The sequence below is a fragment of the Paenibacillus lactis genome (genome assembly GCF_017873605.1).
GTDB lineage: Bacteria > Bacillota > Bacilli > Paenibacillales > Paenibacillaceae > Paenibacillus_AQ > Paenibacillus_AQ lactis.
Window position 1 is genome coordinate 118,063 of sequence record NZ_JAGGKI010000006.1, and the last position, 19,767, is coordinate 137,829.

At 52.7% G+C, this 19,767-nt stretch carries 15 protein-coding genes; 12 read left to right on the forward strand and 3 right to left on the reverse strand.

Annotation, left to right across the window (positions count from 1 at the left end):
• Nucleotides 1-83: 83 nt before the first annotated feature.
• From J2Z18_RS13450 to J2Z18_RS13475, 6 genes are all read left to right on the forward strand, one after another.
• On the forward strand, nucleotides 84-2,684 hold the full coding sequence (locus J2Z18_RS13450; RefSeq protein WP_007128248.1) for an exo-rhamnogalacturonan lyase family protein: 2,601 nt from the start codon (nucleotides 84-86) through the stop codon (nucleotides 2,682-2,684).
• An 81-nt stretch (nucleotides 2,685-2,765) separates the two neighbouring features.
• Nucleotides 2,766-3,536, forward strand: coding sequence for a DUF1961 family protein (locus J2Z18_RS13455; RefSeq protein ID WP_007128247.1), 771 nt, complete (start codon nucleotides 2,766-2,768; stop codon nucleotides 3,534-3,536).
• The gene (locus J2Z18_RS13460; protein WP_007128246.1) at nucleotides 3,520-5,778 is read left to right on the forward strand and encodes a rhamnogalacturonan lyase; all 2,259 of its coding nucleotides are present in this window, start codon (nucleotides 3,520-3,522) and stop codon (nucleotides 5,776-5,778) included. The genes J2Z18_RS13455 and J2Z18_RS13460 overlap by 17 nt, the downstream gene beginning before the upstream one ends.
• A 101-nt stretch (nucleotides 5,779-5,879) precedes the next feature.
• Nucleotides 5,880-6,677, forward strand: a complete 798-nt coding sequence (locus J2Z18_RS13465; protein WP_007128245.1) for a polysaccharide deacetylase family protein — start codon at nucleotides 5,880-5,882, stop codon at nucleotides 6,675-6,677.
• Nucleotides 6,678-6,753: 76 nt separating this feature from the next.
• Complete coding sequence (locus J2Z18_RS13470) at nucleotides 6,754-8,034, forward strand: FG-GAP-like repeat-containing protein (protein WP_007128244.1); 1,281 nt, start codon at nucleotides 6,754-6,756, stop codon at nucleotides 8,032-8,034.
• Nucleotides 8,035-8,151: 117 nt separating this feature from the next.
• Complete coding sequence (locus J2Z18_RS13475; protein ID WP_007128243.1) at nucleotides 8,152-8,772, forward strand: flavin reductase family protein; 621 nt, start codon at nucleotides 8,152-8,154, stop codon at nucleotides 8,770-8,772.
• Nucleotides 8,773-9,287: 515 nt separating this feature from the next.
• Here J2Z18_RS13475 and J2Z18_RS13480 read toward each other — a convergent pair.
• Nucleotides 9,288-10,316: a LacI family DNA-binding transcriptional regulator gene (locus J2Z18_RS13480; protein ID WP_007128242.1), complete on the reverse strand. Its 1,029-nt coding sequence runs from the start codon at nucleotides 10,314-10,316 to the stop codon at nucleotides 9,288-9,290.
• A 382-nt stretch (nucleotides 10,317-10,698) separates the two neighbouring features.
• Here J2Z18_RS13480 and J2Z18_RS13485 point away from each other — a divergent pair, with 382 nt between their 5' ends.
• From J2Z18_RS13485 to J2Z18_RS13505, 5 genes are all read left to right on the forward strand, one after another.
• Nucleotides 10,699-11,748: a 2,3-butanediol dehydrogenase gene (locus J2Z18_RS13485; protein ID WP_007128241.1), complete on the forward strand. Its 1,050-nt coding sequence runs from the start codon at nucleotides 10,699-10,701 to the stop codon at nucleotides 11,746-11,748.
• Between the two features lie 278 nt (nucleotides 11,749-12,026).
• Nucleotides 12,027-12,986 carry an ABC transporter permease gene (locus tag J2Z18_RS13490; protein ID WP_007128240.1) on the forward strand — a complete coding sequence of 320 codons (960 nt, stop codon included), beginning with the start codon at nucleotides 12,027-12,029 and terminating at the stop codon, nucleotides 12,984-12,986.
• A gap of 40 nt (nucleotides 12,987-13,026) precedes the next feature.
• The gene (locus J2Z18_RS13495; protein ID WP_007128239.1) at nucleotides 13,027-13,923 is read left to right on the forward strand and encodes a carbohydrate ABC transporter permease; all 897 of its coding nucleotides are present in this window, start codon (nucleotides 13,027-13,029) and stop codon (nucleotides 13,921-13,923) included.
• A gap of 74 nt (nucleotides 13,924-13,997) precedes the next feature.
• Nucleotides 13,998-15,581 (forward strand): extracellular solute-binding protein, encoded by a 1,584-nt coding sequence (locus J2Z18_RS13500; protein WP_007128238.1) that lies wholly within the window; start codon nucleotides 13,998-14,000, stop codon nucleotides 15,579-15,581.
• 183 nt (nucleotides 15,582-15,764) lie between these two features.
• Nucleotides 15,765-16,892: a GntR family transcriptional regulator gene (locus J2Z18_RS13505; RefSeq protein WP_007128237.1), complete on the forward strand. Its 1,128-nt coding sequence runs from the start codon at nucleotides 15,765-15,767 to the stop codon at nucleotides 16,890-16,892.
• A 158-nt stretch (nucleotides 16,893-17,050) separates the two neighbouring features.
• Here J2Z18_RS13505 and J2Z18_RS13510 read toward each other — a convergent pair whose 3' ends face one another.
• Together J2Z18_RS13510 and J2Z18_RS13515 are read right to left on the reverse strand one after the other, a co-directional pair.
• Nucleotides 17,051-17,176 (reverse strand): sporulation protein YjcZ, encoded by a 126-nt coding sequence (locus tag J2Z18_RS13510; protein WP_198031543.1) that lies wholly within the window; start codon nucleotides 17,174-17,176, stop codon nucleotides 17,051-17,053.
• Between the two features lie 46 nt (nucleotides 17,177-17,222).
• Nucleotides 17,223-18,005 carry a helix-turn-helix domain-containing protein gene (locus J2Z18_RS13515; protein WP_007128236.1) on the reverse strand — a complete coding sequence of 261 codons (783 nt, stop codon included), beginning with the start codon at nucleotides 18,003-18,005 and terminating at the stop codon, nucleotides 17,223-17,225.
• Nucleotides 18,006-18,255: 250 nt separating this feature from the next.
• Between J2Z18_RS13515 and J2Z18_RS13520 the strand changes: the two genes are divergently transcribed.
• Nucleotides 18,256-19,716 (forward strand): sulfatase family protein, encoded by a 1,461-nt coding sequence (locus tag J2Z18_RS13520; RefSeq protein ID WP_040738222.1) that lies wholly within the window; start codon nucleotides 18,256-18,258, stop codon nucleotides 19,714-19,716.
• Nucleotides 19,717-19,767: the final 51 nt, after the last annotated feature.

The following is a 19,767-nucleotide window of genomic DNA, read 5'->3' on the forward strand; positions in this document are numbered from 1 at the left end:
GTCATTGCCGGGAAAACCTCAGCTCACTACAATAAGGGCGTTGAAGAAGTCGGAAGTGAGCAAAAACGTTAGGAGATGATTCCATGAACGACACGCGGGTACAACTGCGTTGGTTAAAGGCAGCCACGCCTATTCCGGCAGGGTTGACGTGGGGGATGCCGTGGAAGGAAGGGGAGCTTTCGCGGGACGAGCGGCTGTCGCTGCATATGGAAGGCGGCACCGCACCTGCGCTGCAGAGCTGGCCGACTGCATATTGGCCGGACGGCAGCGTGAAATGGACGGCGCATGCGGCCGCTTTTCCGGCTGGCGCTCCTGATGGGTGCGCGGTAGTGAAGGCAGAACCCGGGCTATTGCCAACATCAGCTTCGCTGTCGGTGCATGAGACGGAGAACGACTTTACGATCGACACAGGCGTCATTTCCTTTCGGGTACCGAAAACAGGCAGCCGTATGATCGCCGATGTTCAACACAACGGTATCAGCATAAGCTCCTATGGCGAGTTAATTGCCATCAAGGAGAGCGTAAGCGAGCTGACCGGCAGCCGAACGATCCGGCAAGAGCGATATCAATCCCGGATTTACGAGGCGAAGGTGGAGCAAGTAGGCCCGGTCCGAGCGGTCATTAAGCTGACGGGGCGTCACCGTGCCGTCAATGGAACCGGAGAATGGCTGCCATTTTCGCTTCGCCTGTACGCCTACGCGGGACTGGAGTCGCTTCGGGTCGTGCATACGTTTTTTTATGACGGCAATCCGAATCAGGATTTCGTGAAGGGACTCGGCATCCGTTTCGGGCTGCCAATGCGCGGGCCGCTCTATAACCGCCACGTCCGGTTCGCGGGCGACAGCGGTTTTGTAAGCGAATCGCCGAAGACGCTCCATACGCGGCGTACACATGGCAAATATTTGGAGCTGTTCAAGCGTCAGCTCAATGGGGAATTGCTGCCCGATGAAGACATGGCCGATGAATACTTCATGAATCTGCTGGACGATTCCGCGTGCTGGGACGGCTATAAAATGGCGCAGCTCTCAGCTGACCATTACCTGATGGCCAAGCGGACCAAGGCAGGGTGCAGCTGGCTCAAATCCGCCGAAGGCCGGAGAGGGCGCGGGGTCGCGTATGTCGGCGGGCCAGGCGGCGGCCTGGCTCTTGCGATGCGCAATTTCTGGCAGAAGCATCCTTCCGGCATGGAGGCACACGGTCTCACGGCGGACGAGGCCCAGCTGACCGCCTGGTTCTGGTCGCCGGAAGCTCCCGCCATGGACATGCGCCATTACGATACGAGCACGCATGTTGAGTCTTCCTACGAAGGCGCGGAAGAGCTGCGCGCAACGTCTTACGGCGTCGGCAATACGAGCGAGCTGACGATCTGGTGCCGGGGGGCGACGCCGTCGCCGATTGAGCTGGAAGCCTACGCGAGCTATAACGATTCGCCGCCGCTGCTTGTATGCGAGCCGGCTTATTTGCGGAGCCGGGGCGCTTTTGGCATCTGGAGCTTGCCGGACCGGGGAACGCCCATTAAGGCCCGTCTCGAAGAGAAGCTGGACGGGATCATCGCCTTTTACCAAAGGGAGGTAGAGCAGAGGCGCTGGTACGGCTTCTGGGATTACGGCGATTTCATGCACAGCTATGACCCTGCCCGCCATGTCTGGAATTATGATCTCGGCGGCTGTGCGTGGCAAAATACCGAACTGGTCCCGAACATGTGGCTGTGGCTGATGTTTTTGCGTTCGGGACGCGAAGATATATTCCGGATGGCGGAGGCGATGACGCGCCATACAAGCGAGGTTGACGTCTACCACTTCGGTGAATACGCAGGCCTCGGCTCCCGGCATAACGTCGTCCATTGGGGCTGCGGCTGCAAGGAAGCCCGGATCAGCATGGCCGGCTTGCATCGCTATTATTATTATTTGACGGGGGACGAACGAATCGGGGATATGATGGATGTGGCCAAGGACGCCGATTATACAACCGTTCATATCGACCCGATGCGCGCCTATTTTCCGAAGGACGAGCATAAGACGCATATCCGGGTCGGTCCCGATTGGGCGGCCTTCAGCTCCAACTGGATGACCCGCTGGGAGCGTAAAGAGGATCCATTTTACCGTGACAAACTGCTGACCGGCATTCAATGTATCAAACAGGCGAATTTCGGTCTGATCTCCGGTCCGACTTACGGTTACGACCCGATAACCGGCGTGCTTACGTCGATGGGCGACGACAACTGGGGACGGCATCTGGCGTTATGCATGGGCGCACCGCAAGTGTGGTTCGAGCTGTCCGGCATGCTGAAGGATAAGCAGTGGGATGAGATGATGGCTGATTTTGGTGTGTTCTATAATCTCACGCAAGAAGAAAAGGATCAAATTACCGGCGGTGCAATCAGCACGAAGCGGTTTGAGCACCCTGTCCTGACACTGGCCCTCGTCGCTTACGGCGCTTGGTACCGAAAGGACAGACGTACAGCCGATTTTGCCTGGTCGACGCTGCTGTCACATCCTTTTGCTACAACAGATCTGGAGAAAGACTCGGCTGACGTTACTTACGCCGGCGAGCTGAAGGAGATTGACTGGATGAACACGAACGAGGCGTCGCAGTGGTCTTTGAACACGATCATCAGCCTGGAACTGATCCCGGACGCACTCCCGGGCCATACGGTATCGGAACGGCAACAAGCCAAGATATAAAGAAGCCTGGTAATCGGCACGTCCGCCCTGCAAAATAGTTGGCAATCCGCCCGTGGCTGGAAGAAAGGAGCATTACTTAAGATGAAACCTCATCAATCAACCGAATCAGGAGTTCCGGCACCGGCCGATAGCTCGCTTATTCCTGAAGGCTGGAGGGAGATATACGTGAACCCGCTAGCCGATCCCGAGCATGTCGCCGATTTTCGATTGGAAGGGAATGCCTCTGTCACGTTTCCTATGGGGCGAATGCGACTCGAGAGCATCTTGGATGAGAAGGAGGGACAGCGCGCCAATTTCGTGCTGTGGTGTCTTGAGGATTTTCCGGCAGACGCCGCAATTTCTTGGGATTTTTGGCCGGTGCGCGAGCCGGGCTTGGCCATGATGTTTTTTTGCGCAACCGGAACGGAGGGGCGTGATTTATTCGATCCTTCGATCAAGCCCCGGACGGGGGAATACGACCAGTACCATCACGGCGAAATGAATGCCTTCCATATCTCTTACTTTCGGAGGAAGTGGACGGAAGAACGGATGTTTCACACATGCAATTTGCGAAAAAGCTACGGCTTCCATCTGGTCGCTCAAGGGGCGGATCCCATCCCTGGCGTCATGGACGCGGTTGGCCCTTACCGGATGCTCATCGTCAAGGATAAGAACCGCATTACGTTTGCCGTTAACGACCTGCCGGTGTTCTCATGGGAGGACGACGGTCAGACGTACGGACCGCAACTCGCCGGCGGCAAGGTTGGTTTCCGCCAGATGGCCCCGTTGATTGGTGAATATGCAAATCTAACCGTGTATGCCGCAGGCAAATCATCAATTGAGAGGGGGCCTAATTATGAAAACCGACCATGATCAGTACAAAAATGAAACAAGGAATCAGTCCGAGGTTCAGCTGGAATACCTGGGTCGCGGGCTGGTTGCAGCTGTCACATCCGAAGGAGTATTTCTCAGCTGGCGATTGCTCGGGAATGAAGTGAGCGGCTTTAGCAGTAACGGACTGACCGGAACTGATTTTAACCTGTATCGAGATGGCAGCTTGATCGCAGTTGTCTGCGACAGCACCAATTATTTGGATCCCGGCGGGACGCCAGACTCGGTTTACTATGTTTGTGCCGTTGTCGACGGTCAAGAGGTCGACCGAAGTGCCGATGTCAATCCGTGGGAAGGTCCGTACTACGAAATACCCTTGCAAAAACCGGCTGACGGCATAACGCCGACCGGTCAAACCTTTACATACTCGGCGAATGACATGAGCGTAGGGGATGTAGATGGCGACGGCGAGTATGAGTTTTTTGTCAAATGGGACCCTTCAAACGCGAAAGATGTATCGCACTCCGGCTACACCGGACAGGTGTATATCGACTGTTATAAGCTGGACGGAACGCTGCTATACCGGATTGACCTAGGCGTGAACATTCGGGCAGGTGCCCACTATACGCAGTTTCTGGTCTACGATTTTGACGGAGACGGGAGAGCCGAGCTCATGTTTAAGACCGCACCCGGCACGAAGGTCATCCGGTACAATCAGGCAGGTCAGAGCACCACCGAAACTTATGTAACGATGCCGCCTGAGGATATCGCTGCCGGATACAGCCATTCGGACGACTATCGAATGAGCAGCGAGGATTACTATAAGCATATCGTCTCAGTGTTCATGCGCTGGCACTCCCATGAGGAGGTGGTGGCCGGACGATGGCCCTCCACGCTGGAAGAATGCTTTGGGATCGAGCAACGTTACGATTACCCTTTGTCCAGGGGGGATGCGGAACGGCTCGCCGATTACTTCCTCGATGTGTATGCTCCCAGTCGGAGTGGCCGCAACAATTTGCGGTCATTCGAGGGATTCGTTCTTGATGGGCCTGAATATTTAACCGTATTTTATGGGCATACGGGCGAGGAATTGGAGACGATCCCCTATAAGCCGGGGCGGCATGATGACGGTCTGATGTGGGGGGATTATGCTTGGAACCGCATCGAGCCCGGTAATCGCGTGGACCGATTTCTGGCAGGCGTAGCCTATTTGGACGGCAAACAACCGTTTGCGATCTTTGCCCGCGGCTACTATACCAGGGCCGCCGTCGCAGCCTATTCCTGGGATGGAAAGCGCCTTAAGGAGAAGTGGTTCGTCGACAGCGGCTGGGTTTCGATGAATAACCCTTTTCATGATACGCTTGGTCTAGAGGACGGCCGCAGTGAGAAGTTCGGCAGCCTCGCTAAACAAGGCGCGCATTCATTAAGCGTTGCAGATGTGGACGGAGATGGCTGCCACGAAATTATATACGGGGCGGCAACCATCGACCATGACGGAACGATTTTATACAGCTCTCGGGCTGAAATGCCCCCGGAAAGCAAGGAGCCTGGCGCAATCTCCAAGCTGGGTCACGGCGATGCACTTCATGTAGCGAATATAGATCCGGATCGGCAAGGGTTGGAGATATTTATGGTCCATGAAAGCGGCGCATCGGGACCCTACGGATATACGCTGCGTGATGCGGCAACCGGCGAGGTGTTATACGGCGGCTTCGCAATCGATGACGTTGGGCGCGGAATGATCGGGCAGGTTGAACCGAATCATCGCGGCCTTCAAACATGGTGCAGCGAAGGTTATGAAAGCGATGAAGCGTTCGGCTTGATGACATGTACGGGAGAACGGATTGCGGCACAGGTACCGGGCACGAACATGAGCATCAAATGGTCGGCTGATATGACCACACAGATCATCAACGGCAGATTCGACGAGCCGGTTACGATCGACGACTGGAAACGAGGCAGGCTGCTTACCGCAGAAGGCGCGGTTTCCAACAACGGTACGAAGGGAAATCCATGCCTTGTTGCGGACGTGTTCGGAGATTGGAGAGAGGAGCTGTTGGTTCGAACAAAGGATAGCTCGGCGATCCGTATCTACTTGAGCACCGAAGTAACGGACCGAAAATTGTATACGTTGATGCATGATACGCAATATCGGACAGGAATTGCATGGCAGAATGTCGTATATAACCAGCCAAGTTATACAAGCTTTTATTTTGCATCCGATATCGATTGGGGAATGGTGCCTGTTCCGCAATTGTATCTTCCCCGCGCAAGGCGAAGGTAATCGGCCCCCGTTACGAGGGGGATATTTCGTTCACGAGGAGTATATCTCGTAATGGAAGCATAATCCTTCACGAGGAGCATATCCGATGAGGAGGAAACAGGATGACCAAAATTATGATGTGCTTTCCTGGAGGGAGGCACAAAGCCCTGACATTGAGTTATGACGACGGACGATTTGCCGATCGGCGGCTGGTGGACATCTTGAACCGGCATGGGCTCAAAGGAACTTTTCATATCAATTCCGGGCTGCTCGGAACGCCGGACAGGGTGGGGGCAGAAGAGGTCAGAACGCTTTATGAAGGTCACGAGGTATCGGCGCATACGTTGACCCATCCGACGATCGCTCGCTGTCCGAATGAGCAAATCGTGCATGAAGTCATGGAAGACCGGCGCATTTTGGAGGGTATCGTAGGGTATACGGTTCGAGGGATGTCGTATCCGAACGGCTCTTACAGCCGCAGAATTAAAGAGATGCTGCCGGGCCTCGGGATAGAATATGCGAGAGTCGTTGCGAGTTCAGGGCATTTCGGAATGCCGGACGATTTCCTGGAATGGCAGCCGACCTGTCATCATAATCGTGATTTGATGAAGCACGCCGAGACCTTCATGAGCCTGCATAAAAAGCAGTACTTGTATCTGATGAACGTATGGGGGCATAGCTACGAATTCGATCACGATCAAAATTGGGAACTTATGGAACAGTTCTGCGCTTATGTAGGAGGTAAACCGGAAATCTGGTATTGCACGAACATCGAGTTAGTCGATTATACGAAAGCATTCGAAGGACTGAAGTTTGCAGCCGCGTTGGATTTCGTCTATAACCCGTCAGCATTAAGCGTTTGGTTGGACGTGGATGGACAGATTGTCGAAGTGAAAGGCGGAGAGCAGATCAAGCTTTAGCGGGAGTGCCGAAATGGCAGTTGGAGGGAGCTTTTGAGGATTTTTCATGATCATTCATCAAAAGGAGGGATATCGGATGAACCAAGGGAAGGCAATTGATCCTTTGCTCATCGGGAGGCTGGATATTCGGGCAGCAGGTCCGCGGTGTAAAATGCTGCTTGGCGACTTAAACGGAGACGGCCGGATGGAGATGCTGCTCGTTCAACCCGACAACCGCCAGGACGTGCGTTACATTCCCCATCAGGTGCAGTGCCTCACTGCGTACGATTTGGAGGGGAATCTGCTGTGGCAAACAGGCAAACCGGATCCTGGCGCCGGCAGTCAAGGCTCGGATTATCCCGCTCAAATTGTCGATATCGACGGAGACGGTCATTTAGAGGTGTTATGCGTTATGGAGAACCGTCTCTTGGTCATTAACGGGTACGACGGAAGCGTCAGATCATCGCATGAGCTGCCGGATCCGGAGGCGCATGACTGCATTATCGTTGCGAATTTGACGGGAAGCCCGCATACGCGGGATATCATCCTAAAGGATCGTTATCGCCGCATGTGGGCAATGGACCATCATTTCAACATCCTATGGACGCATGAGGGCAATCCGGGCCACTTCCCTTGGGTCTACGATTTGGACGGGGACGGGTATGATGAAGTGATGGCCGGTTATACCTTGTTGGACCATGACGGCACGCCGTTATGGAGCTGCCGCGATTTGGATGACCATGCCGATTGCATTTGGATCGGCGACGTGAACGGCGACGGAGACCCGGAGATCGTGATCGGAGGCAGCGTCACGGTCATGTATGACCGAAACGGGAGGGAGCTATGGCGATACGAAGGCTCCATCGAGTCGCAGCACATCGCGCTCGGTCGCTTCCGAAGCGACCTGCCTGGATTGCAAATTGCGGGGCTGGACCGGCTTGTGAGAGAGGACGACGGGAAGGGTTTGGTCGGCAAGGACGCCTTATTCCTGCTCGACGGCAGCGGCCGGGAGGTTTGGAAAGAAGACCGCAAAACACCAGGCTGGCTAACGATTATCGAGCCTTTGCGCGGATGGGCGGAAGGAGCCCTGGACTATATATTGGCTTATCGGCGCGGTGGAGGGGTCCTTCCCACCTTGTATGACGGTCACATGAATGCAATCGCGGAGTTTCCTGACGAGGGATATGCCGTCCATGCCGACTTATGGGGAAGCGGTATGGAGCAAGTCATTATTTACAGCGATGAAACAGCGTCTATCTATTCGAGCAAAAGTGCAGATTTAAGCGAGCCTGCTTCGGGTATTCCTTTGCCGCAGACGAAACGGCTGTCCAGCTCGACCTTGTATCCGGGCGGGGAAGTTCCGCTGTTCTCTAGTTGATGTGGCGAATCCCCGGTCCAATTTCGAGATCTTGCGGTCTTATTCCAAAACCCTATCTTCCATAAATGGTCTCGTGATACATTACTTAAAAATCATAGTGGAGAGAGGGTGTCTGTCATGCATAAAGTAATCCAGCCCAAAATCCTATACTTCGGCACTTCGGTCGTATTGATCAGCACGGTCAACGAAGACGGCACGCCCAACCTGGCTCCAATGTCTTCCGCCTGGTGGCTCAATCAATCATGCATGCTTGGGATGAGCAGCAAATCCCAGACCGTTCAAAATCTGATCCGTGAGCGCGAGTGCGTGCTGAATCTTCCGTCGGTTGACTTGATTCCCGCAATCGATCAATTGACGCTATTGACCGGTCGCAATCCTGTGCCGGAATCTAAAGCCGAGAGGGGATATCAGCATGAGGCGGATAAGTTTGGGATCGCCGGGCTAACTCCACTTCCGTCCGAACTCGTTCACGCACCGCGCGTCAAGGAATGTCCCATCCACCTGGAAGCCAGGCTTGTGAAGGTCCACCCTTTTGAAGAACCAAGTTCGCTTGTTGCCATGGAAGTTTACATTGAAAAAGTGCATATCGAAGAAGGGCTTCTTATGGATGGAGAGTCCAACTATATCGATCCTTCGAAATGGAATCCGATGATCATGAATTTTTGCGAATATTTCGGGCTAAGCGAGCAGCTTTCTGCATCGAAGTTAGCGCCGGTATTCGGACCTCGGTCCGTATAAATGAAAGATCACGATCATCGAAGAATCAAGGAACCCGTACAAAAAGAGTTGAGCAAAAAGGGAAGCTCCAAGGATTGCGTTACACATCGTGGCACCCTCACTTCCCGGGTTCGCCTGTTCCGCTTATCCAGAGCCGGCAGATGAGGCTCCGTGGAGCAGCAAACGCGTCGCCCGCGTCTGGACCGAGATAATGCGCAGGCTGGGTTACCTTATTGAGAGGTTTACAGAATATGACGGATGGCCGAAGAATACGGATGAAAATCCCCGAGATCGGAGCAGTGAGAGTCATATGATTGCCATGTCAAATCCAGACACACTCATCGATGATCTACGGCTACTTATTAGCAAGCTTCTCTGACACAGCATAGTGAGAAAAAGCACATTTGGTCTCGCCAAATCGCTTGGAAAGGGAACAGAGATCATTTCTCGAACCTTACTCAAGCAATCATAGAACAGACCGTGCAGCAGCTGCTGCACGGTCTTTCTTATTGTTCACACGCAAGTTCGTCATATCTTTATTCCTCGGCGGTGGTTCGGGTGATGGATACGCTAGACTCCCGCACGATCAGTCGGGGTTCGAACTGAACGCGTTCGTAGCCGCCGCTTTTCCGTTCCCGCAAACGCTTCAAGAGCAGCTCCGTGGCAAGCCGCGCCACCTCGTCACCCATAATGGAAACAGAGCTGATCTGCGGCGTAGTAACCGTGGTCCACGCGTTGTTGTCGATGCCCACGACAGCGACGTCTTCCGGAACCTTGATCTTCAATTCTTTAAATCGGTTAACAATGCCGATGGCGACCATGTCGTTGACGGCATAGATCGCGTCCGGCATATGTTTAAGCCCGTAGAAGTAATCCGCCGCGCGGACGCCTGTCTCGAAAGAGAAATCTTCTCCGAAATAAACGAGGGAGGGGTCGACCTTATTCAACGACTGCTCATATGCCCAGTAACGTTCTTCGATTTTATCCTTTGGCGCGCCGGCATAAGCGATCCGCGTTCTCCCGATCTTGATGAGATGCTCCATGACAAGTCTGCCTTCCTGCCTTGCGAGGCCGACGATATCGGCCTTGTACTCATCGCCGAGCTGCTTGCCATAATTGATGATGGATACCGGAAGGCTGGATTTGCTAATCAGATCTCCGAGCGTTTTAGGGTAAGCGAGCGGCATGATGATCAGCCCGTCCACGTGCAGCTTCTTGATATCCCGCACGATTTCGAGCTCGTTCCGGGCGTTGCCGGCCGTATTAATCTGAACAACCCGATACCCGTGCTGTTTGGCAGTCTGTTCGACCGACCAGGCGATTTCCGGGATGATGGCGTTCCGGATGTCCGGGACGGCCAAGGCGATTTGATACGTCTGACGGACCTTTAAGCTTTGAGCTGACGTATCCGGACTGAAGCCGATTTCTTCGATTACCTGCATGATCATGGCCTTTGTTTTCGGACTGATTCCTTTGCTGTTGTTGATGGCTCTGGAGACGGTGGCAATACCGACGCCTGCTTTTTTGGCAACATCCTCAATGGTTACTTTTTTTGAATTCGTCATAATCCTTTAACCCTTTCTCTATCGGAAACGTTTCCTGTATGAGTACGAAAATATTGGATGATTGAGGCAATCACCTCTATTATAGCATGCATGCTTCCTTATTTCCTAAAGACGGGGGAGGATGGGGAGTTGGGGGATAAGAAGGTGTTTTGAAGATGACAATATAACTTCACGGCGATTGTCGGCGGTAATTGAGATCCATTGGAATACCGGGAAACTGCGATTTATGGCATGCTACAGACAAAGAGCCTTGACATGCTATATCACCTTTCACAATTCAAGGAAGAAGATTTGACAGAATAGCGAAACTATGACATATTTGATTTCGGAAACGTTTCCTATTTCATTCTTTTATTTTCGAACTCATAAGGAGATGAAGACGATGCAAGCACTGCGCTGGCATGGTGTGAAGGATCTGCGGCTCGAGAACATTGAGGAGCCTCAAGCAACGAAAGGTAAAGTGAAAATCAAGGTGGAATGGTGCGGTATTTGCGGAAGCGACCTCCACGAATACGTAGCCGGACCGATTTTTATACCTGAATCAACCCCGCATGCGCTTACCGGAGAACAGGCACCGGTCGTTATGGGCCATGAATTTTCGGGCCAAGTGGTTGAAGTCGGGGAGGGAGTAACTCGCTTTAAAGCCGGCGACCGCGTCGTCGTAGAACCTGTTTTTTCCTGCGGGACTTGCGAGGCATGCCGTCAAGGTAAATACAATTTGTGCGAAAAAATGGGCTTCCTGGGCCTGGCCGGCGGCGGAGGCGGATTCTCCGAGTTCGTCGCAGCGGATGAGCATATGGTGCACAAAATTCCCGACAGTGTTTCGTATGAGCAGGGGGCATTGGTTGAGCCGTCGGCCGTTGCCTTGTACGCAGTACGCCAGAGCCAGCTGAAAGCCGGCGATCGCGCCGTCGTGTTTGGTGCCGGGCCGATCGGACTGCTTGTCATCGAGGCGCTGAAGGCTGCAGGCGCTTCGGATATCTACGCCGTAGAGCTGTCCGAGGAACGGAAACAGAAGGCGACGGAGTTAGGGGCGATCGTGATTGATCCGAAAGCCTGCGATGTCGTCGAGGAGCTGAAGCAGCGCACCGGCGGGGGTGTCGAGGTCGCTTTCGAAGTGACCGGCGTTCCTCCCGTTCTCACTCAGGCAATCCATTCCACGAAGATCGGCGGGCAGATTATGATCGTCAGCATTTTCGAAACCTCTGCGCCGATCATTCCGAACGATATTGTTATGAAAGAACGGAGCATCACCGGCATTATCGGCTATCGTGACGTGTTCCCGGCCGTGATCAGCCTGATGGAGAAAGGCTTCTTCCCGGCAGAGAAGCTCGTTACGCAGAAGATTAAGCTAAATGAAGTGGTGGAGCATGGATTTGAGGCGCTGCTCAAGGAAAAGAACCAGGTAAAGATTCTCGTCAATGCCCATTAATTCAAGGCTCGCGAGGTAATACGATAACAGAAAGACCGCTTAACAACGCGGTCTTTTTTTCATTTCTCCCAATCTTTTAAATGATTAGATCTTGACGATCCAGGGAATCGAACCTAGAATGTGTTATAACAACTATGAAATTACATAACAACATATCATAACAAATACAGGAAGGGGATGATGAATTGCTGAATTCAGGAGATGAACATCTGTGTTTCTTACGCTGACAAAAATCTCCGCCGCGTTTACCTTTTTCAAGAAGGAGGTCATGGCCACAAATGGACGCTCGCCTATCCTCGGCATCCGCACAGCCCGTACAGAGGCCGAGCAAATGGAAGCATGTCAAAAAGCAGCTGAAGCGAAATGTCGGACTGTATCTCATTATTTCTCCGGCGGTACTTTACTTCTTGATCTGGCACTACTGGCCGATGTACGGCGTTCAAATCGCGTTTAAGGATTTTATGCCCGGACTAGGCATTTGGAACAGCCCATGGGTCGGCTTGGAGCACTTCGAGCGGCTGTTTGATGCGTATTACTTTTGGACAATTCTGAAAAATACGATCGGCATCAGCCTGTATGGACTGCTCGTCGGCATCCCGGCACCTGTTCTCTTGGCGCTGCTCTTCAATGAACTGCGGAGCCGCAAATTCCGCTCATTCGCCCAGACCATCTCCTACGCTCCTCACTTCATCTCCGTCGTGGTCGCAGTCGGTATCCTGTTCTTTTTCATCTCGCCGACGAACGGCGTTTTCAATTCCATTCTGGTTTCTCTCGGGAAAGAACCCGTCGATTTTTTAGCCGAACCATCTAACTTTTGGCATTTGTATGTTTGGTCCGGCGTGTGGCAGGGAATCGGCTGGTCGTCACTCATCTACAGCGCTGCGATATCCGGCATATCCCCGGATTTATACGAGGCGGCTTACATGGACGGTGCCAGCAAGTTCCGCCGCATCTGGCATATTACGATTCCCGGAATCCTGCCGACCATTGTCATCTTATCGATTTTGAGCGCCGGAAGCATTATGAGCGTCGGCTTCGAGAAAGTCCTGCTGATGCAAAACCCGATGAACCTGGAAACCTCTGAGGTTATTTCGACTTATATGTACAAAAGCGGGCTGATTAACACCCAGTACAGCTTCTCCGCGGCAGTCGGCCTGTTCAACAACGTCATAAACTTCATGATCCTGATTATCGTCAATGCGGCAGCCCGCAAGGCCGGGGAAACCAGCTTATGGTAGGGAAGAATGCCGACTGTATGTTAAGGAGGGAACCTATGTCGTGCTGCTGAACATCAAACGAACGCCTGGCGAGAAAATCGCGGATATCGTCATTCTGGTGCTCGCCGTCTTGGTCACCGTCATCATTCTGTATCCGCTCGTGTTCGTGCTGTTTGCTTCATTCTCCGATCCGCGTCAAATCTGGGACAAGCCGCTGCTGTTATATCCGGCCGGCTTCAATCTCGATTCGTATGCCAAGGTGTTTGAGAACGGCGAAATATGGCGCGGGTACCTGAACACCATCCTGTATGCCTTCCTGGGAACTGCCATCAACCTGATCATGACGGTGCTCGCCGCCTATCCGCTGTCCCGCAAACGGTTCTACGGTAAAGGTCTGTTTACGATGCTGTTTGCGTTTACGATGTTTTTTGGCGGTGGTCTGATTCCTCTGTATTTGGTCAATAAGCAGCTTGGGCTGCTGAACACGGTATGGGCGCTTGTGCTGCCGGGGGCGATCAGCGCCTACAACATGATCATCATGCGCACCTATTTCCAGACGCGGATTCCGATCGAGCTTGAAGAAAGCGCCTATGTGGACGGCTGCGGCGATTTTCAGATGCTGTACAAAATCGTGCTCCCGCTGTCCATGCCCATCATTGCCGTCATGCTTCTGTTCTACGGCGTCGGCCATTGGAACTCTTACTTCGATGCGATGATCTACTTAACGGATCGGGAGAAGTTTCCGCTGCAGCTTATTTTGCGGGAAATTCTCGTGCAGAACGATTTCAAGGAGATGGCCGGCATATCGGTCGGGGCTGAGTATGCGGACCAGATGATGGTGAAGGAAGGGCTGAAGTATGCGATTGTCGTCCTGTCCGCGCTGCCGCTGCTTCTGTTGTATCCGCTGCTGTCGCGTTTTTTCGAGAAAGGCATCATGGTGGGAGCGATCAAGGGATAACACGGGGATTCAAGCAGGAACAGCCCGATTTCTTGGCTTGGACCTCATAAAGATGGAAAGAGGGGATTGTTGATATGAGAAAAAGACTTCAATTTCTGCTTGCCTTGACCCTGACATTCTCTTTGCTCCTGTCCGCCTGCGGCGGGTCCGGGAGCGAGGCTTCTCCGGAGCCTTCCGATACCGAAGGGGATCCGGGAAGCATTACACTGCATATCGTGAAGCGCGGTTATACGGATGTTCATCCTCCGGCCGATCAGCTGTGGATGTGGCAAAAATACGAGGAGATCTCCGGCATTAAGGTCGAGTTCGAGGAACTTGCCGGCGCAGCCGTAACGGAGCGGAAAAACGTCATGCTCGGCTCCAACGATCTTCCCGATGCATTTTATCGCATCGCCTTCGGAACGGACGAGCTGATGAAATACGGCAAACAGGGATTGTTCATACCCCTTGAGGAATTGATCGAGGAGCATGCACCTAATTTGCGAAAGCTGCTGAACGAGAATCCGGACATCAAGGGAGCGATCACGATGTCCGACGGACACATCTACGCGCTGCCCTATGTCGACTTCTCGAAGGCATTTAATTCCGTCCGGTTATATATCAATAAATCCTGGCTGGATGAAGACGTTCCGAAGACGACCGCAGAGCTCCGCGAGGCGCTGAAGAAGGTAAGAGAGAAGGATGATACCCGCCTGGGCTGGGTCCTTGAGACGCAGTATTGGACCTTCCTGGAAAGCTTCCTCGCAGGCAGCTTCGGCATGGGAGAAGGCGGCGCCAAGGCGTTCGGCCAATATTTGTACAAGGACGCCGATGGACAGGTGAAAACGACGTTCAACGATCCGAAGTACCGGGAGCTTCTGCGGTATATGAGCGATTTGTATAAAGACGGCTCGCTTGCGCAGCAAAATTTCACGACCGGCTACGACTACGCCAAATGGTCGGCGGACGGCGCGAGCGGAAAGATCGGCTCCTTCGTATGGGAAGGCCCTGGATATATCGGCAAGGAGGCTGCCGAGCAGTACGTTGGCATTAACGCGCTGGAAGGACCGAACGGGGACAAGGTTGCCGGCACGCTCGGACCGCCTGCCAAAGGCATATTCGGATTCATCATAACGAACAAAAACAAGCATCCGGTCGAAACGATCAAATGGATCGATTACTTCTACGGCGAGGAGGGCATCAACTTCGGCACCTTCGGGTTAGAGGGCGAAACATACGATCTTGTAGACGGCAAGCCGAGGTACAAGGAAGACATCTTGAATTATAAGGGAGGCGTGCAGCTCGGGGCGTTCCAATACGTCGACAATGTGTACGGTGCGTATTACCCTTATGTGGAGCCGGACGATGAGCTGCGGATGGCTGCAAGAGGGACAACGGTAGCCGACGAGATTAAGGCGGACCCGGCTGAGCTGGATGAATTCGCCCCGAAGGAGCTGTGGCCGGATTTCGTGCCGACAGATGAGGAAGCGAACACGACGAGCGCAATCTTGACCGATATCAATAAATATATCCAGGAAATGAGGGTCAAGTTCGTGACGGGGAAGGCCAGCTTAGATACCGATTGGGACGGATACGTCAAGACGCTCGACAAGATGGGGGCCAAGGAGTACCTGGAAATCAAGCGTGCGCAATACGAACGATATTTGAACGTCAAATGATCCTATGGCATTGTTCACGAGCGATTGCCGAGACTGCTGTGTAAACGATCGCTTGCCCGGTATGGGCGTACGGCAGCGGGCGATTTCCGTGCAGCGAGTTTACATGCCGATGTTAGAAACGCTATAATTTAGCGTAACAAGCGAGATACGTGCAAGTACGTTAAAGATGGGATGAGAGCGAAGTTGACCAAAGACAATAAACCGCTGTACAGCGTTATGATGGACGAGCTGAAATCACAAATTGTTTCGGGCCGCTACCCTCCCGAATCCCAGCTGCCCACGGAGGCCGAGCTGAGCTCGGCCTTTGGCGTGAGCCGCATTACGACAAGAAGAGCGCTCGAAGAGCTCGAGCGGGAAGGCTTGATCTACCGGATTAAAGGAAGCGGGAGCTTCGTCAAACCCAGGAGCCGCGGGCAAGATGGAAGAGAGGAAGGCACCGGAAAAATGATCTCCCTGATCCTGCCCTCGGAGGATGACCGGGGCACGATGGGGTACATTCGCGGCGCATCGGACTGGCTGAATGCGAATGGCTACTACTTGAGCATTCATCAAAGCGATTACGACTCCCAGAAAGAGCGGGATCTGCTGGAAATGCTGACGCGAAAAGGAATAGCGGCAATCATCCTGTATCCCAGGAACGATCAGACGAATTATGATATCCTTCACCGGCTTACGCTGGAGGACTATCCGATCATTACCATTGATAAATATTTCGACAGCCTTCCGCTCGGAGCGGTCGTATCAGACAACTACAGCGGCTCGTACCAGGCGGTATCCCGACTCATCGAGCTCGGCCACCGCAAAATCGCATTCCTGACGGCTGTAAGCATTGAATCTACTTCCTCGGTCCGGGACAGGTATTTCGGCTATTGCCAGGCGCTTAAGGATCACGGGATTCCTCTTGACAGCCGATATATTTGGCTGAATATGAAGGGATACCGGGAACAAGTCGGCGCGGAGCGATTCTATAACGAGCTGCTTGATTCCTACCGTGCGGAGGGCATCACGGCCGTTCAGACCGAGAATGATCTTATCGCCGCCAACCTGCTGAATCTCTGTCTGGACAGAGGAATCCGTATTCCGGAGGATATTTCGATTATTGGGTTCGACAACAATCCGGTCACAGAGCATGTCATCATACCACTGACGACGGTTGAACAAAACTTTTATGAAATCGGACGCCAGGCCGCCGAGATTATCGTGAACTGGCTGGAAATGGGCAAGCAAGCCTCGGGCAAAATCCTGGTGCCGGTCAAGCTGGTTGAGCGAGGAACAACGGCTGTTGCGCCGCGAAGCGGGCTCCCCGATTAGAGAGGATGAAGGAAATCTCTTTCAGCACGTGCGATCCTATGTATTAGTCAGGCAATATTTCCACATCTTAAACTTTGTATATGCCAAGAACCCGCGCGATAATGATCGGCGGGTTCTTGGTGCTTGCCGAGCCTATGCTGTGAGTTTAGGTTTCCCTATTAAACAATGCCAAAACCAAAGGAGCTAGCAATGATAACCAGAAGAATAAAGAGAACCAGGATTGCTCCTATGGAGTAGCCTCCGCCATATCCGTTTACTTCACCCACAAGGAAACCTCCTCTCATCTCCGAATACTTAATACTATGTTTAGGTTGATATGTTTGATTGGGTTTAAAGCAAGTTGTGTTGTTGTACATAGTCTGAGGGCGAGAAACCGGTGTGTTTTTTAAACATCCGATAAAAATAGGAAGTGTCGTAATAACCCAGATAGTCTGCGATATGTGTGATGCTCATGTCCGAGTGAATCAGCAGGCTGCAGGCTTCCTGCACCCGCAGCTGGTGCATATATCGAATCGGAGATTGACCGTGCACCTCTTTGAAAAGGGCTGCGGCATAGCTCGGAGAGCGATGGATTAATCTCGCCAATGCATCGATTTCTATCGATTCGCGATAATGCTCCAGCAGATAGGATTTGATGGTATCCGCGTAGTTTCGTTTGCTGGGCGCAAGCTCAGTCTTTTCGAGCTCACGGGCCAGCATCCCGATCAGCTCCTGCATGATGCCTTGACAGATCATCGTGCGGTAGCTTTTGCCGCCCCGCATTTCCTCGTATAATCGCTCGCAGCGGCGATAGGCATATTGAATATGCGTAAGGTTGAATTTCATGAATTGCCCTGCGTCCAGAAATGGAATTCCAGTTGGCTCTTGGCGATCCAGCGTAAATAGAATCGTATGCTTCTGATGCGGGGTATCGTTCCAATTGCCGCCGCTTCTTCTGGTAGACTGAGGGATAAAGAGCACGTCTTCTTTTTCCGCAATCACTTCTTCTCCGTTGATCTCGTATCTTACCTTGCCTGCTCTTACTACAACAAGGACGTTGTATGCAATCGTCTCCAGCTGTGTCCGCCAATTTGGGATGTAATCATCAAAATTCACGCTCATCAATTGGAACACATTCGAGCACCTCGCAGTGATTTTATACCTATAGCCTAGCATATTTATACTTGCTTTGAGTAGAATTTCGTTCGCTTCTATGATCTTCTTGTATGAAAATTGGAATGGAATCGTACACCAAACCAGCGAAATGTACATCGACTCCGCATGCATCGCGGCCTATAATTTCAAGCAACGACACATTGACCATTTTATTTGTAGCTTCAACAAGTCGGAAGTGGATAACGAAGAGGAAGGGAACGATGTGGATATGAGAGTATTGCTGCTGGATTTGGATTCAACCAGACCGGATCATCTCGGCTGCTACGGTTATCATCGCAATACATCGCCCAATATTGACCGGATTGCTGCGGAAGGCGTACGTTTTGACAATTACTATACCTCGGACGCGCCATGTTTTCCTTCAAGAACGGCATTAATGACCGGCAAGTTCGGCATACATAACGGCGTCGTCGGTCATGGGGGCACGGCTGCCGACGTGCGGCATGAAGGCATTGCCCGCGACTTTCACGACAAGCTCGTAACGGAGAGCTTTCCCGCAATATTCCGCCGGGCCGGCATGAAGACGGCCTTGATCAGTCCGTTCGGAGAACGCCATTCGGCATGGACCTTTTATGCGGGCTTCAATGAAATCTACAATACCGGTAAGAGCGGCATGGAGTCTGCCGAAGAGGTATCGCCAGTCGTTCTGGATTGGCTGGAGCGCCATGCGGATGAGGACCAATGGATGCTATACGTGAATTTTTGGGATCCGCATACACCGTATCGTGCTCCCCAGTCGCTGGGAAATCCCTTCGAGCATGATCCTCTGCCTGCTTGGATTACGGAAGAGGTGCTTCAGGAGCATCGGAAGAAGGTTGGCCCGCATGGAGCAAACGAAATTAACATGTATAATAGTGAAGTATCCCCCAAATATCCGCGACATCCAGGGGAGATCAAGTCGATGGAGGATTTGCGGATGATGGTGGACGGCTACGATTGCGGCATTCGCCATATGGACGAGCATATCGGTGCGATCTTCGAATTGCTGGAGAATAAGGGAGTCATGGATGATCTGGTCATTATCATTACTGCGGATCATGGCGAGAACATGGGGGAGCTTGGGATTTATGGAGAACATGGTACGGCGGATCAGGGAACGTGCCGCATTCCGATGATTATCCGGGGACCTGGGATCAAGAAGGGAATTACGGACCCCGCGCTTCATTATCATCTGGATCTACTGCCTACGATGGCGGACTATCTGAACGTCGCTCCGGCTGCAAGCTGGGACGGCATCAGTTACGCCGATAGCCTGCGGACAGGGCAAGGGAGCGGCAGAGAGTATCTGGTCGTATCGCAATGCGCCCATGTTTGTCAACGAAGCGTTCGTTTCGGAGAATGGCTCTACATTCGGACCTATCATGACGGCTTTCATCTGTTCGACAAAGAGATGCTGTTCCATATTTCCGAAGATGTCCATGAACAGCATAACCAAGCGTCTCAAAGACCGGAGCTTTGCAGGGAAGCGGTCTATCTGCTGAATGAGTGGCATGATCAGATGATGTCCACGATGCCGTTTGACGTGGATCCGTTGTGGACGGTCATGAAAGAGGGGGGACCTTACCATGCCAAAGGTCATCTGCCGCGATATATTGAGCGCTTAAAGAATACAGGCCGGGGAGAAGCGGTACCGGAGCTGATGCGACGTCATCCTCGGGAGTTTGTATAATAGAAAACGATGTTGCAGTGAATGGATGCAGGATAACCGCTCTAATATGGT